The organism is Sphingobacterium yanglingense (genome assembly GCF_004363245.1).
Taxonomy (GTDB): domain Bacteria; phylum Bacteroidota; class Bacteroidia; order Sphingobacteriales; family Sphingobacteriaceae; genus Sphingobacterium; species Sphingobacterium yanglingense.
On the sequence record NZ_SNYV01000019.1, the window covers coordinates 128585 to 143659 of the forward strand.

General features: G+C 41.1%; 13 protein-coding genes. 12 read left to right on the plus strand and 1 reads right to left on the minus strand.

The annotated features are described in order from the left end of the window. Positions 1–55 precede the first annotated feature (55 nt). From CLV99_RS21700 to CLV99_RS21710, 3 genes are all read left to right on the plus strand, one after another. Positions 56–1297 carry an MFS transporter gene (locus tag CLV99_RS21700; protein WP_133586616.1) on the plus strand — a complete coding sequence of 414 codons (1242 nt, stop codon included), beginning with the start codon at positions 56–58 and terminating at the stop codon, positions 1295–1297. A 192-nt stretch (positions 1298–1489) separates the two neighbouring features. After that, a complete protein-coding gene (locus tag CLV99_RS21705; RefSeq protein ID WP_133586617.1) occupies positions 1490–2455 on the plus strand; it encodes a dimethylarginine dimethylaminohydrolase family protein in 966 nt (321 codons plus the stop codon). A gap of 375 nt (positions 2456–2830) precedes the next feature. Beyond that, on the plus strand, positions 2831–3331 hold the full coding sequence (locus CLV99_RS21710) for an META domain-containing protein (protein ID WP_133586618.1): 501 nt from the start codon (positions 2831–2833) through the stop codon (positions 3329–3331). Positions 3332–3510: 179 nt separating this feature from the next. Here CLV99_RS21710 and CLV99_RS21715 read toward each other — a convergent pair whose 3' ends face one another. Beyond that, entirely contained in the window at positions 3511–3975 is a 465-nt protein-coding gene (locus tag CLV99_RS21715) for a hypothetical protein (protein ID WP_133586619.1), read from the minus strand. Between the two features lie 131 nt (positions 3976–4106). On the opposite strand from CLV99_RS21715, the gene CLV99_RS21720 reads away from it, so the two are divergent. The 9 genes from CLV99_RS21720 (at position 4107) to CLV99_RS21760 (ending at position 15070) form a co-directional block, all read left to right on the plus strand. Continuing rightward, the gene (locus tag CLV99_RS21720; protein WP_133586620.1) at positions 4107–4718 is read left to right on the plus strand and encodes a Crp/Fnr family transcriptional regulator; all 612 of its coding nucleotides are present in this window, start codon (positions 4107–4109) and stop codon (positions 4716–4718) included. Positions 4719–4817: 99 nt separating this feature from the next. Next, entirely contained in the window at positions 4818–5048 is a 231-nt protein-coding gene (locus CLV99_RS21725; RefSeq protein ID WP_133586621.1) for a hypothetical protein, read from the plus strand. Between the two features lie 72 nt (positions 5049–5120). Further along, the gene (locus tag CLV99_RS21730; protein WP_133586622.1) at positions 5121–5522 is read left to right on the plus strand and encodes a DUF3302 domain-containing protein; all 402 of its coding nucleotides are present in this window, start codon (positions 5121–5123) and stop codon (positions 5520–5522) included. Between the two features lie 34 nt (positions 5523–5556). Beyond that, positions 5557–6714, plus strand: coding sequence for an HlyD family secretion protein (locus CLV99_RS21735; protein WP_133586623.1), 1158 nt, complete (start codon positions 5557–5559; stop codon positions 6712–6714). Between the two features lies 1 nt (position 6715). Then, on the plus strand, positions 6716–8116 hold the full coding sequence (locus CLV99_RS21740; protein ID WP_133586624.1) for a TolC family protein: 1401 nt from the start codon (positions 6716–6718) through the stop codon (positions 8114–8116). A gap of 107 nt (positions 8117–8223) precedes the next feature. Further along, the gene (locus tag CLV99_RS21745) at positions 8224–8898 is read left to right on the plus strand and encodes an RNA polymerase sigma factor (RefSeq protein ID WP_133586625.1); all 675 of its coding nucleotides are present in this window, start codon (positions 8224–8226) and stop codon (positions 8896–8898) included. Positions 8899–8976: 78 nt separating this feature from the next. Continuing rightward, on the plus strand, positions 8977–10089 hold the full coding sequence (locus tag CLV99_RS21750; RefSeq protein WP_133586626.1) for a FecR family protein: 1113 nt from the start codon (positions 8977–8979) through the stop codon (positions 10087–10089). A 57-nt stretch (positions 10090–10146) separates the two neighbouring features. Continuing rightward, a complete protein-coding gene (locus CLV99_RS21755) occupies positions 10147–13587 on the plus strand; it encodes a SusC/RagA family TonB-linked outer membrane protein (protein WP_133586627.1) in 3441 nt (1146 codons plus the stop codon). 1 nt (position 13588) lies between these two features. Beyond that, positions 13589–15070: a RagB/SusD family nutrient uptake outer membrane protein gene (locus CLV99_RS21760; RefSeq protein WP_133586628.1), complete on the plus strand. Its 1482-nt coding sequence runs from the start codon at positions 13589–13591 to the stop codon at positions 15068–15070. Positions 15071–15075 lie beyond the last annotated feature (5 nt).

Consider the following 15075-nt stretch of genomic DNA (forward strand, 5'->3'; position numbering starts at 1 on the left):
CTCATTTCTATAAAATTAGCAGCCTGTACCTTTGACGGTAGTAATTTTTATAGAAATGATAACGAATAATACCACGATAAAAGGATTTGAACCAGCTGCCTCCCATCAGGAACAGCTCATAGCACAAGCTGTAAAACCTAAGTTAACTAAGGGATTACTTTGGCTAATGACGATCACCACAGGGATTGTAGTCGGTAATAATTATTATAATCAGCCTTTATTAGGTCTGATGGCCAAAGATTTTGCCGTTACCGAAGCAACGATAAGTACAATAGCTATGTTGACACAGATTGGCTTCGCCTTGGGGCTGCTTTTTATTGTTCCATTAGGTGATATGGTACGGAGAAAAAAATTAATCTTAAGCATATTTGCCCTGATTATTTTATCGCTTATAGGTATGGTGGTAGCACCGACACTGCCATTATTATATTTAGCAAGTTTTATGGTAGGGTTTAGTTCTGTTGTACCTCAGATGTTTGTTCCCTTGACTGCCGAATTGGCTACAGAAGACAATCGTAGCTCCGCCATAGGTATGGTCATGAGTGGTTTATTATTGGGTATTTTGTTGTCTAGGGTGTCGGCAGGTTTCGTCGGCGATCTGTGGGGATGGAAAGCAATCTATTACATCGCGATCGGAGCTATGTGTGTATTAGTTGTACTATTGGCCCTGCGCCTACCTGATGTGCAGCCTAATTTTAACGGAAGTTATGGACAATTGATGCGTTCACTGATCCACTTGATCCGTACACAGCCTGTATTAAGACTAGCAGCCTTTCGGGGAGCTTTAGGGTTTGCGGGATTCAGTGCCTTTTGGATAGCATTGGTATTCCATCTAGAAGGAGAGCCCTTTTATGCTGGTTCTGCTGTTGCCGGATCTTTTGGTCTGGTCGGTGCCGTTGGCGCACTGGCCGCATCGCAGGTCGGAAAGGTAGCCAAAAAGACCTCGACATATGCTATCATCCTTGGGTCAATAGTATTAATATTACTGAGCTGGATTATCTTTTATTTTGGAGGGTACACTTATATAGGATTGATTATAGGTGTCATACTTATTGATCTGGGATTGCAGTCCATGCATATCAGTAATCAGTCCTCCTTCTTTGCTCTCCCTATCCGGGCTACCAACAGATTGAATACCGTATATATGTTTAGCTATTTTGTTGGGGGCTCCCTTGGTACCTATCTAGCATCACAGGCTTGGAAATACTACCAATGGGAAGGGGTGGTGTGGACAGGAGGACTGTGTACCGCATTGGTTCTGTTTGCCCATGTCCTATATGGTAAAAAAGGAAAATAAATCATGCCTATATATCTAATAGTTTATAGTTTAATAGAGCGGACTGTCCCAAGGGGCAGTCTTCTTTTCTCTACAAAGGATAAATAGTCCGATGAACCGTAGATAGATTGATAACGATACCTTTCAGCGTATTCATGGGTTTTAGGCATGAGGTTTGGTATATAGAGATAGCGTAAAAAAGGAATTAATATTATGATTTTTGTACAGAGTGAGTTTGCCCGTTTGCAGAAGGTTGTATTGGCAGAGTCCGAATTTGGGTATCCCCTCGAAGTCAGAGCCAGTGATCTTCGTTTTCTGGCCGATGGGGCCGAAGAAGACTCAATAGCCAATCGTGGACGTAGTTTTGCAGAGGCTTATCCTGATTTGCAGCTGCAATGGGAGACTGAGCGGAAGGTCTTTAGACAAACATTAGAAAAGCATGGAGTAGAGGTACTGACCGTACGTAAGCTGACTATCGCTGAGAAGGAGATGAGTCCCAAAGATGGATATTCCAATTTTTTCACTAGAGACCCTTTCTTTGTTATAGGTAATACAGTGGTTGAGGGGGCAATGCGTTTTTTACATCGGAGGCATGAAGTGTGGCCGCTCAGAGATCTGTTTTTACGCGAAGTCTACCCTGCGGATTGTATGTATGTAGCGGCTCCTTACCCTGAGATTGCAGACGAGCGTGATTTGACATTGGGCAATGGACCCTTTATTGAAGGGGGAGATGTTCTGGTTCTTGATAAGCATGTCTTCGTTGGTAATTCTGGCTTGGCATCCAATGAGCTGGGCTTCCGTTGGCTTTCTAAGCTTTTGACTCCTCTAGGTTATACCGTCCAATCCGTTCGTTTACACCCCGAGATACTTCATCTGGATTGTGCACTGGGATTGGTGAGAAAAGGACTGATGGTCCTGTGCGAGGAGGCTTTATTGGATGGGGTGCCTGTAGTTCTGAAGGATTGGAAGAGTATCTCCGTAACATTGGATGAGGCCAAAAATCTAGCGACAAATGGATTGCCTATTTCCGAAGAAGTGTACATTACAGACCCCGCATTTAGACATATCGGAGAGCAGATTGAACAGGAGGGGATTCAGGTCGAGTATGTTGATTTCAGGATTAGCCGTAGTTTTGGTGGTGCTTTTCGTTGTAGTACACAACCTCTTTTGAGAGCATGAGGAAATGTGCATGATCCGAGACGTTGGTAAGGAACATGCCCCATATAGAAGAGATTAGGAGTCTAAAGGAGACTTGTTCGGTTGTTTCTTGCGAATTGGCCATTGCCTAATGGCCTTAGCGAAGAAGAGGAGGTGTTGGATATTTTGATGAAGTATTAGGTACGGCAGCTTAGTCCTGTCACGTTTGTTCAGCAATAGTGATGCCTTGGTTAGTATTTTTGGCAAGAAAATTGTTTTAACTAAAGCTTAAGTAAACTGCTAGAATGTTAACCTCAAAAAAGAAGTAATGAAATATCTATGTAGTAATGACTGCACAGACACGGATGAGTGTAATTTGGGTATTCCATATAGCTACTAAAAACAAATTAAACACATATGAATACAAAACTATTATCATTGGCTCTAGTGGCATCATTGTTTTTTACAGCGTGTAATTCCCGTACAGGTAGTAATCAAGGAGAACCAGCTGTAAAGTCCGATTCGATCGAAACTCCAAAGGATACCGTGCAATCCACGCTAACACATGAAGCATTGGAAGGCAGCTGGACGTTGAGTGCGATGACAACCCCTGCGGCGGGAGGAAAGACAGTAGCCGAGCTGTTTAAAGACAAAGCACCTACTTTAACCTTCAATACAAAAGAAAATAAGGTCGAGGGGAATAACGGCTGTAATGGAATAGGCGGTACTTATGAGAGTAAGGAAGGCAATTCTATTAAGATCGGCGACAAACTAGTAGGTACGATGATGCATTGCGAGGGCGTAGCCTATAATGAATTTATGCAGGCGTTGGAGACTGTCACTAAGTTTGATATTCAGAACAATGAGCTTGTCTTTATTTCTGGAGACATTGTGGTTCTGAAATTTACTAAAAAGTAGTGAAACTGATTATGTAATAAAACGTGTGGATCCTGAAAATCTGGCTTTCCGTAGGGGCGTCATTGAGGCAAGGGGCTATGCCCCCTCTCTGTTGGTAGGTCATAGCGATAATCAGGATCTACATTACGATACAAGTGTAATGGTCTTTTATCGTAAAAAAGTCGAATTAGGATACTTGACTACTTTTCAAAAAGTTTATTGATATCCTTTTTGCTTAACGTAGTTGATAACATTTTTTTGTAAGGAGTATTCTTGTAGGCATGGCCAATCTGCAGTATGGTGGCGCCTATTACCTTGTCATAATGTAGAAAGAGATAAGAATCACCTAGATCTATTTTTATGGGTAAGTCTACTTTTTGGTTAAATCCATCGGTGATCACGGTGTAGAGGTAATCGAAATCCTGTTGACTCTGTAGGATCACCTCCCCGAAAGATAGTTTATTCTCTTTTTCATTGCAATCCCGGAAGTAAATTTTTCGCTGTCCATTTTTTAGTTCGAAGCTGCCTATTTCGTATGCTGTATTTTTTCCCGATCGGTATATCTCTCTTTCCGCTTTTTCTACCACACGTACTTGTCCATAAATCCCACCTGTAGTGCTGATGGTTATCAGTAAAAATAATAATATGAAATAATTCGACTTCATGATAGTGATGTTTTTACTAATGTACTCATTAAGGAGGACAATGCACAGCACGATTTCGAATGTTCTGTTTTTATTGTTATCTATTATTCATACCTTAATACTAAGTTTTATTCCATAGACTAGCGAACTTTATGTTATCAAGACCAGCTGATATATTGGCATATTTGGAAAGTATTCCCGCACTCAATCAAGAGGAACGTATAGAGCTCTCTGCGATCTGTAAGCCCGTGTTTCTGCCTAAAAGGACAACATTGGTACAGTCTGGAGATCGATTTGACTATGTTTTTGTCCTTGCTACAGGTTTGTTGCGCTGGTTTTTCTATTCTGAAGATGGTACCGAAAATAATATATTTCTCACCTCAGAAGCACATAAAGATGTAATCATTGGCATCCCAGATTACTATACCGATCAAAAGGACACCAAATACAATGTAGAATCCGTTATAGATACACAGCTGTTCCTTTTCCAGAAAGATCGGCTGGAAGAGCTAGCCTTTCAATATAAAGGTATCTTTCGGTTCTATATAGAATCTCTTAAAGTCACTATTGATACGCTGCGTATCCGTACCGAACAATTATGCAGTGACTCTCCAAGCGACCGCTATGAAGACTTTCTAAAAGACAGATCCTTTGTTACACAGAATGCAAATCGCAAGCATATTGCTAATTTTCTAGGTATAACTCCCAATTCTTTATCTAGATTATCTGCCCGCATAAATAAAAAAACACCACCTAAAAAATAACTTAAGAATACTTTTTTAGTTTTTGTTCATTATAGTTTTGTGTTGTCATAATGCTTATTAATAGCTTGTTATGATGAAATAGATTTAAGACGAAAAATAATGAACAAAAGAATTTTAACAATAGCCCTATTGGGTTTGCCGATGCTTTTCGGTACCAATGCCTCACATGCCCAGCTGAAGGAAGTATCCTATTTAACGATGGCCTCTGCGAGATCGATTTCAGTATGTCGAACAGGTTTTGAGATGCGACAGGTAGTAGCATATAATGAGAATGTCGTCTTTCTGCAGGCAGTCTCCTGCGGAGAATACCGAACTAACGATTCGTTTTAAATCATGTTTTCATGATTCCCGGCACTATCTCCATTGATATGGCCGGGATATTTATTCCTAATATTATTTGTTATGCAAAAACTATTAACAACGCTGTATTTATTATTGTTGTGCAGTGTATCATACGCCTCTTCGGGAGGAGCCGAAGACGCTATAGCAGATGTGGCATCCTGGTTTATCATCCTTGTTTTGCCATTTGCCGGAATCTTTCTGTTTTGGAAGCTCCATATTTACCCTGAAAAAGTAGCGGAAAAGAAAAAACACCCCCAGTTGAGTGCCATAAAAACCATGTGCCTTCTCTCTCTGATCTTTGGAGGGCTCCTTTGGCCAGTAGCATTGATCTGGGCAAATTATGACTATAAGAAAGATGACTCTCCGGCTGATGAATCAAAGGAAGAAGAACTTCCTGAAGAAAGCCGGGATTTAGCAATAGTATCAGAAACAGAGAACTTACCTACTATCGATAAAGCGTAGCGTTGGGTAAGTATAAAAATCAAGAAGAAATATCATGTTAGAATTATTAATAGGAATATATGCAGGGATTTGCTGGTTGCTCATTAAAAAGTTAAAACTTATCCCTTGGAATTTTACGACGCAGGTCGTAGTTTACTCCTTACCGATTTTCGGTTCTATAGCACTAATTTTGAGTCTCAACTACCTATGTCCTATTACATCCGATGTCAAAGTAGGGAATAGGAGTGTGGATATTACGAGTCAGGTCCTGGGTAGGGTAGAGAAAGTATACGTTAAAACAAATCAGGAGGTCGTTAAAGGAGATACATTGTTTACGATAGATCCCACTCCTTATGAACAGGAGATTCGATCTCTAGAGGCCCAGATTAGTAATATGAAGTCTACAGTTTCGTCCTACAGTTCAGAGATTGAAGCTGCGCGCCGTAATATATCGAGCCTACAATCACAGCTAGATTTGAGCAATAAAAGAATTAAGCAGTATCAAGAGCTAGTCGATGCAGGGGCTGCCAATAGATTCGATCTGGAACAGGCTGTAGCGACTTCGCAAGATCTGCAGTCAAGAATTAGTGCAGCACAGGCGCAGAAATCCTCTTTAGAGACAAAATACTATTCTAATCACGGTGGCGAGAATGCGTCGGTGGCAGAATTGAATGCCCGTTTGGACAAGGCAAAATGGAATCTGTCACAAACCGTTGTTGTAGCACCTACAGACGGTTTTATTCCCAACGTGCAGTTGAATGAAGGAGCCATGATGGCACCGTTCAAATCCGCTTTTGTATTGATTCAAAAGCAGCAAACTATCATTGCGTTCTATGCGCAGAATGAGTTAGAGGCGGTGAAAAGTGGTGATGAGGTAGAACTAGCCTTAAAAACTGCTCCAGGAAAGGTTATAAAAGCCAAACTGGAATATGTTGTCGATGCTACGAGTCAGGGTATCATGAACAATGCCGGCGGGATGATCGGTGGTGCAGGTTCCACTGCTGGGATTCCAGAAACAGCAAGGGTGCTACCTGAAACAGATGGCAAGTTGATTGCAAAATTTGTATTGGATGAAAACCAGCCTCCACTTACTGTAGGATCAAGAGGCACAGCTGTGATTTATTCGGATAATATAAAACCGCTTCACCTCATCCGTAAGGTTATGGTACGGATCAGCAGTAAGGTCAATTACTTAATCCCTAAACTTCATTAAGATGCTCAGAAAAATAAGCTTAGGATGCATATTACTGCTAAATCTGACGTCCTGTATAGGTTATAAGAAAGCCACCACAACGGATATCGATGGATTGAAAAATACCAGTCAGATCAAAGAGCACGTGGAGATTTCAGATAGATGGATTGCAGAGAGAAATCAGGATCTCCCCGATTTCTCCTATGACTGGATGAAAGGGATGCTTACATCCGAACTGGAGACTTTAATCAAAGACGGGGTCGCCCATAATGCCGATGTTCTTATCTCCAAGGAGAAGCTGAATCAAGTCGAACTCGCTATGGATATTGCTGGGAGTAATCTATACCCCAGTGTCAATGCCCTGGCAAATACAAGTAATAACCTGGTCAGTGGCAGTCATATTGGTAACCTGCAGTTAAAAGCAAGTTGGGAACTAGACCTATGGGGTAAGAATAAGTCTGCAGAAATGGCAAGCGTCAGTCAGTATTATTCAGCGGCTTTTCAGCAAAAGATGTTAGAACAGTCTATAGCTTCTATGATTGCGAAAGCCTATTATCTGAATCTCGCTGGGCAGTATCAAGAACAGAAGATTACGGAGTTTATTTCCAGAACAGCCGATTTGAAAGACATCTACTCGATTCAGATGAAGGTAGGTACTGCCAATGAGATTGATCTGTCCAATATAGAGAGCGAACTCATACTCCTCAATTCTTACCTTGAGAAGGTGAAAAATGCAAATTTGCAATCCAGGAGAAGCCTCGAAATACTCTGTGGAAGATACCCGGAGGGGTTGATCCAGATTAATGCTGCATTTCTTCCTTTGGATAAACATATTCCGTCCAGTTTTCCGATGAATCTTTTGGAAACGAGATCCGATATCATGGCTAGGCAGTTTCAGATAGAATCAAGTTTTTACGAAGTAAAGGAAGCTAAGGCCGCACGATTGCCTTCCATCAGTATCAATGCTGCTCTGGGAGGAGCAGAGACCAATGTGAGCGGAATTAGCAACTTGTTTTCCAACCCACTGATACGTATTGGTGGTGGATTGGTAACCCCGATTTTTAATGGAGGGAGATTAAAGAAGAATGTAGAAATCAAAACTTCGGAACAGCAACAGGTCGTAGAGGAATATGCCAAAGCTGTACTGCTAGCCTTCAGCGAGGTGGAATCTGCCTTGGCTAATCTCGCTTCTATAGCGAAGCAAGAAGTTTTTCAAGAGCAGGCGATCGCGGCTCTACAGAAGAATATAAAGCTTACTCAAAAACAGATTAGTGTAGGGAATAGCAATAGTTTTATTCTCCTGCAAAAACAGAGAGATCTGATAAAAAGAGAAATGAATAATATCGATCTCCAGCTTCAACAACGTATCGAACGGATCAATCTATATATGGCCTTGGGGGCTAATGGGCTTGAAAAAATCTAATATTTTTTCAGCAAGCCTATTACAGACTGGTATTGCATTTTTTTGCAGTGCTAGTCTGTATAATATGTCTTCAAGTTATTAAACTTGGAGCTTATTTTTTTAAGTAAATGTTTGTATCATTTAAATTCATCTTATCTTCGTATAGCACTAAAGACATTTATAGCCTCAGGCGATGGGGCACACCTATTGAAGAAGCAACAAGAGCGAACGTGAGCGTGAATAATGAAACAGATGAAGAGCTTCTACAGCTCGTATGTAATCAAGATAGTAGAACTGCCTATGAAGAGCTATATAAGCGGTTTTATGGTAATCTGCTTCGCCTAGCTTACCATAAAACTGGGGATTTAGCTACAGCCGAGGATATCGTACAGGATATATTATTACAGGTATGGAAGCGTAGGGAAAGGATTGTGTTAAAAGAGCGACTAGCCGGCTATCTAACGAAGGCTGTTAAATATAAAGTATTGGATGTCATTGCTAAAAAGAAAAATAAAGACATCTACCTTTCCAATATGGAAGATGAATTGACCGGTATAATTTCCAATACAGACTACGCTGCCCGCGAATCCCTATTTAAAGAATACATCAGCGAAGAGCTGAATAAACTTCCTCCACGTATGCGTGAGACTTTTCTACTGAGTCGCGAAGAAGGCCTAAACCATGAAGAGATTGCTGCCCAGCTTGGTATTTCTATACATACCGTCTCTACCCATATCACCAAAGCGATATCAATTCTGAAAAAAAAGCTGTTGGTTAACAGCTTCTTAGTAATTATTTCTTAGCAAGGGTACTGGTTGGTTCCAGCATGGACGACATAATATAGACAACAGGGGTAAAAGAGCCCTTGATGATCGTGTGTTATGACGGAACGAGATCACATATTTAAAAAATTTTTAAAAGGTAAGGTTTCTCTTATCGAGTTATCGGTTTTGATGCGTTGGTTGGACCGATTTCGACACCCAGATTCTCGCGAATTGACGGAAGAACAAATTCATGATTCTTTAGCCAGATTTGAAGAGCGTGTCGATAGAGAGATAAAGAGGACATCCGTTCGTTATGTGCCTTATGCTGCTGCGGCCCTGCTTGTATGTTTCCTTTCTGTAGGTACCTACTATTTCTTAAGTGAGGAAGCATCAGATAGCGGAGCAGCTTTAGCAGCGGTAGGGCCAGCAGAGGGAAAAGCTGTGCTCACCCTATCCAATGGCGAGCAACTGTCAGTAGGGGCTACTTTGCAGGATACTGTTTTGAGCGATTATGGGGTACATGTTCTTCAGGACGAGCAGTATGGTCTTACCATCACACAGGGCAATACGGCTAGCGAAAAGCGTCAACCCATATTATATCATACGGTCAAAACTCCCTATGGAGGAGTGGTTCGCTTACAATTAGAAGACGGCACTATAGTAGATCTCAATGCAGGCAGTACTATTCGTTTTCCTAATACTTTCGAAGGCAGTGATCAGCGAGAGATCCATCTAGACGGAGAGGCTTTTCTTACAGTACAGCGAAATGAAAAAAAACCTTTTATCGTACGTACCGCTCAGCAATTGGTAGAGGTCTTAGGAACCCGTTTCAGTATTAATACCCAAGATTTTCAGGTCACGAAGACAACTTTACAAGAGGGGAGTGTTCGTGTGTTTTCATCCATAGAGCCAACTAAGACATTGATCTTGGGGCCTGGCGAACAGGCACTCTTTACGGCCAAAGGATTACATAAGAGAGTTGTAAATCTAGATAAGGAGCTGGACTGGAAAAACAATGATTTTTATTTTGAGGATTCTCCTATTACAGAGGTTATGGACAAAATTGCCCATTGGTACGATGTTGATGTGGAAATCAGTCCAGCCAAATCCAAAGTCCATTTTACAGGAATTATTTCTCGTCAACGAAGCTTAAAAGAAGTGTTGGACTTCTTGTCAAAAACCGAGAAAATGGCTTACAAACTCAAAGAAAGGAGGCTTTATGTAGACTAGGGCTAAACCAAATAACCGTGAAATTTTAAAATAATACATAAATAATAACTAACCTTTATGATTAAGACCAAATATCGCATAGCAAAAGTGCTCTTTTGCTTGGGATTACCTGCGCTGCTTATGTCGCATTCAGTGGCCGAGGCGCAAAGATTAACCATCCAGATAAAAAATGGATCACTAACCGATCTTTTTAAAGAGATACGGACACAGACGAAGTACGATTTCATCTATGATAATGATGTGCTTCGGGCAGCAAAAAAAATCAATGTATCTGTTAAAGATGGGAGTGTAGACGACATCCTTAAGCATAGCTTTGAGGGGCAGTCGTTGACCTATACCATTGATAAAAATATGGTTGTTGTCAAGTTGAAGGCTTCAACGGAAGAAACACTAACTGATAATAACCGAGAAGATAAACAACAGCAATTTTCGTTCACAGGACGCGTAGAGGATAAAGACAGTAAGCAACCTATTGCAGGCGCTACAGTATCCTTCAAAAACGGTAACCGCAAAGGGCAGGTACAGACCGATGCCAATGGACGCTTTACCATTCCGAACCTAGACAATGGAACTGTGTCTTATACTGTTAGTATGGTAGGGTATGGTGCACAGACATCGACTGTTAGTATCAAAGGCAGTAATGTTTCTTCAGAGACTATTCAACTCAGTATTGCCAATGGAGAACTGGATCAAGTCGTTGTTACCGCTTATGGTCAATCCAAAGTAAGGGATGTTACGGGTTCTATAGCACGTGTTACGGCCAAAGATTTAGAAAATGCACCTATGGGAGCTACGGTACAATCTGCCCTACAAGGACGTGCCGCTGGGGTGAATGTAGTAATACAGTCAGCCTCCCCTACCTCGCCAATCAGCGTGGTTATTCGTGGAGCATCATCTCTGTCAGGCAGCAATCAACCATTATGGATTATCGACGGAGTGCCAGATTATTCCAACAATACCTCTGGAGATGTGAGCAATACGTTGTATAACCTTAATTTGAATGATGTAGAGAGTATTGATATCTTGAAAGATGCTTCTGCTACAGCATTATACGGTTCGCGTGCAGCTAATGGTGTTGTGATTGTAACTACGCGTAAAGGTGTGGCCAATATGAGTCCGACTATCGAGTTTTCTACACGTTTTGGCCTGGCAAAGCAAAATTTTAACGGCTTCAAATATATGAATGCCGAAGATTATAAGAAGTTTTCGATTGCGGCATCAGCTGAAGAAAATTTTAATCAAGGATCATTTGATTATTTTACTCGTCAGTTTTTAGATGAGCAAGCCTTTTTCCGTTTAAATACTAGTGAGTTTGACAAAAGTAATTTTAGTCCCTTAGCTACAGCCTTTCATAATGGCAATACCAACTGGGTCAAAGAGATGACGCAGAGTCCATGGAACAAAGATTATGATCTTGGGCTTCGTGGTGGATCAAACAATTTAGTGTATTACCTATCCTTAAATCATGGTGATTACCAAGGTGTAGTCAAAGGTGGACAGAGCAAGCAGTTTGGCGGTCGCTTTAATATGGAGGCTAAGCTGAGCAAAGGCTTGAAGTTTGGAATGAATATCAATGGATCTACCCGTAAGACAGACAATAAGGATGGAATGCTGGATATCATATATCGTATCAGGCCGGACATGCCGATGTACAATGAAGATGGTACAATCTATACCCATGATTATTATACCGAAAATCCATTAACTACCTTGGCGAATACGAAAGAGGGACGTGTTGAGAATTTCACAGGAACGGGTTTTTTAGAGTGGGAAGCTTTTCAGGGGATGATATTTAAGACAGCCTATACTACAGGATACTTAAATTCGCAGAACTTGAGCTTTAATAGAAGAGGGACATCATACGCTACCGATGCGACAAGATCATGGACAAACAGGAGAGATGTGACCTCCGTTTGGGAGAATACGGCAACGTTTGCACGCACTTTTGGAAAGCACGATGTACTTGCGATGGGAGGACTCTCTATGGAGAGTTTTAAGGGGAACGAATATAAAATGAATGCCAGTAAGTTTCCAGATGATGATATCCTGATCAATTTTGGTTCAGCGGCAGTACGTGGTCTGTTGGCTGAAAATTATTATCGTAATGCGTTGATATCGCAATTCGCGCGAGCGCATTACAAATACAATGAAAAGTATATTCTTTCGGGTACTGTTCGCCGGGATGGATCTTCTCGTTTTGGTCCAGGCAAGCGTTGGGGCTTATTCCCGTCAGGAGCTTTTGCATGGCTTATCCATGAAGAAAAATTTATTAAAGAAAACTTCTCCCAACAGCTTTCTTATTTGAAGTTACGTGCATCTATGGGATTAGCAGGCTCGCAAAATTTGGGTAACTACGATTGGCAAACCCGTGTTGGATCGACGACCTACAATGACGCGCCGGCAATTGTACCTAGTACTTTAGGTAATGTCAATCTACAATGGGAGCAGGCCAAGATGACGGATATCGGTTTAGACTATGGCGTTTGGGACGAGCGCATCCGCGGATCGATTGGTTACTACAATAAGGTTACCGATCATTTGATCAATAGCCAGCCGATTCCTTTTAGTTCCGCTTTCAAAAATGTCTCAGCGAATGTTGCTTCGATGAAAAACAGAGGTTTTGAATTTGATATTACGGCCGATGTGCTGAAAAAGCAAGATATGAAGGTGAGTGTAGATTTTAATATATCTACTAACAAAACTTTCTTGAACAAGATCAATGAATCCGTCAAAGACCTTACTTTTTCGGACATGATGTATATCAAAGAGGGTGAGCGTGTAGGGCAGTGGTACGGCTACAAGACCTATGGACGTCTTTTCGTGACTCAAGAGGAGATTATTGCACTTCAAAATCAGTCAAGTACGGGAGCGAAAGGCTTTTATAGAGACGGACAAGAAGCGCCAGGAGATCTCTATATGCAAGATCTTGATGGCGATGGTGTGATTACGAAAGATGGAGATCGTACCATTATTGGCAATGCCGATCCGAAGTTTTTCGGAGGTTTTGGTGCTACCTTTATCTATAAAGGATTAAGACTAAACGCGCAGTTTACTTATGCTTATGGCAACAAGAGACTTTGGGATTTACCTCGTACAAACTCAGGCAACACTGGTAATTTTAATCAAAGTTATCAGATCGGTGGGCAAAGCGCGACCTTCTTGAGCCCTTATGAAGCCACCCTTCCTCGGGCATTGCCTTACGGTAATGGTAAGAATAGTGTGTTCTCCGATTTTTGGCTGTACGATGCCTCTTATATCCGACTTAATGCATTAAATCTAGCTTATAGGTTACCAGGTAAACTTTTTGGAGATAATTTGTTGCAAGGTGTGGATCTAGGGTTTCAAGCATCCAACTTGTTTACTTTGACACGCTATCCAGGTTTTGATCCTCAAGGGAACTGGTCTAGTTCAAAAGTTGGTATTGGTATGGGGATAGATAATTCGACTTATCCATCAGCCAAGACGTTTAGTTTCAGTGCAAAATTCACATTCAAATAATATGAGATACTTATATATTGGACTCCTAGTTGCTGCAGGTTTATTGCAGTCATGTGAGGGTTTTTTGGAAGAAGAACCAAAATATACGTTGACAGACAAGAACTCTGTCACAGATTATGATAAGGCCAAAGCGGCAGTAGGTGGGATTTACTCTAAATTTCAAAATGACGAATGGGCAGGTAAGTTGTATTTGGCACAGGGATCAAAATCAGGTATATACGGTGTTTTCGATCAGGAGTATAAAATGTCTTATAGAGAAGAGGCTTTTACGAACAATACGATCTGGTTTGGTTTCTATACTGCCTTAAATGCGGCCAACTTCGCTATTAAAGGAGTCGAAGATTTGGATGTTAATAAATTCCCTTCTGCAGAAGCTAAAGAGAATCTAGTTGCCGAAGCAAGAGCATTACGCGGATGGATCAATTTGAACATTCTATGGAACTTTGGACATTGGTGGGCAGAGGATGCCTCAGAATATGGGTTGATTTACCGTGCTGAGGCTGCTGATTTAGGTAATGTACAGCAACCTCGTATATCCGTTGGCGAGAGTTATCAGCGTATTATGGAAGATTTGGATTATGCTATTACACATGGAGCAGCTTTTAAAACGCCTCGCTATGTATCTAAACAATTTGCTCAAGCTATCAAAGCCAAGTTATTATTATATAGAGGAACTGCATTAGGTAATAACGCTATGTTAACAGAATCCTTAAATTTGGTAAATGCAGTAATGCAAGAAAGTCCGTCGACATTTGCAATGGAGGCAAAACTGGAAGATGTATATGCAAAAGCATGGGATAGTAATGAGGTTTTGTTCGCTCGTTATCTTGAGAATAATGGAGCAAGAACGACCTATGCTGGACACAATTATCCATATGGGCTTGTATACGCAGGTAACAGATTGCCATTAGGAGTTGGTGGAGAACTTAATGCAGGTTTAAAATACGGAGCAGATTGGTTTAAGTCGGATCCACGTTGGCCGCTTATTACCGGTAATGTAAGATCTCCAGAGCCTTGGGACGAGACATTCTGTTTTGCTTTCAAGAAACTGACAAGACTTGGGAAAGTAGGAGGATTAGAGGCAAATCCCGTCGACGAAAAGTATGCCGTTTACTATTTCCGTTATCCCGAGTTGTATTTAATGAAGTCCGAATTGTTGGCGCGTACTGGTGCATCGATAGCCGAGTCGTTGGCTCCAATCAATCAGATGCGTGCTAAGCGTGTATCGCCAGTGCTCCCGGCATTGCATGCGACTTCTAAAGACGAACTTATGGATGTCATTTTTAAAGAGATCGTTAAGGAGACCTTTTTAGAGAATGGATCTGAGTTTTTTGCTAGTTTACGATTTATGAAAGATGGAAAGCCTTATATCGAGACCATCAAAGACGATGTCCAATTTGAGCAGAATAGAGTATGTTACCCGATTCCTAAGGATGAAATTCTTAGTAACAAATTGATTAAACAAAATCCAGAATTGAAATAAAGTTA

Bases quoted from the DNA above. Each gene is read 5' to 3' on its own strand.
- CLV99_RS21700 (WP_133586616.1), top strand. From the start codon at position 56: ATGATAACGAATAATACCACGATAAAAGGATTTGAACCAGCTGCCTCC.
- CLV99_RS21705 (WP_133586617.1), top strand. From the start codon at position 1,490: ATGATTTTTGTACAGAGTGAGTTTGCCCGTTTGCAGAAGGTTGTATTG.
- CLV99_RS21710 (WP_133586618.1), top strand. From the start codon at position 2,831: ATGAATACAAAACTATTATCATTGGCTCTAGTGGCATCATTGTTTTTT.
- CLV99_RS21715 (WP_133586619.1), bottom strand. From the start codon at position 3,975: ATGAAGTCGAATTATTTCATATTATTATTTTTACTGATAACCATCAGC.
- CLV99_RS21720 (WP_133586620.1), top strand. From the start codon at position 4,107: ATGTTATCAAGACCAGCTGATATATTGGCATATTTGGAAAGTATTCCC.
- CLV99_RS21725 (WP_133586621.1), top strand. From the start codon at position 4,818: ATGAACAAAAGAATTTTAACAATAGCCCTATTGGGTTTGCCGATGCTT.
- CLV99_RS21730 (WP_133586622.1), top strand. From the start codon at position 5,121: ATGCAAAAACTATTAACAACGCTGTATTTATTATTGTTGTGCAGTGTA.
- CLV99_RS21735 (WP_133586623.1), top strand. From the start codon at position 5,557: ATGTTAGAATTATTAATAGGAATATATGCAGGGATTTGCTGGTTGCTC.
- CLV99_RS21740 (WP_133586624.1), top strand. From the start codon at position 6,716: ATGCTCAGAAAAATAAGCTTAGGATGCATATTACTGCTAAATCTGACG.
- CLV99_RS21745 (WP_133586625.1), top strand. From the start codon at position 8,224: ATGTTTGTATCATTTAAATTCATCTTATCTTCGTATAGCACTAAAGAC.
- CLV99_RS21750 (WP_133586626.1), top strand. From the start codon at position 8,977: ATGACGGAACGAGATCACATATTTAAAAAATTTTTAAAAGGTAAGGTT.
- CLV99_RS21755 (WP_133586627.1), top strand. From the start codon at position 10,147: ATGATTAAGACCAAATATCGCATAGCAAAAGTGCTCTTTTGCTTGGGA.
- CLV99_RS21760 (WP_133586628.1), top strand. From the start codon at position 13,589: ATGAGATACTTATATATTGGACTCCTAGTTGCTGCAGGTTTATTGCAG.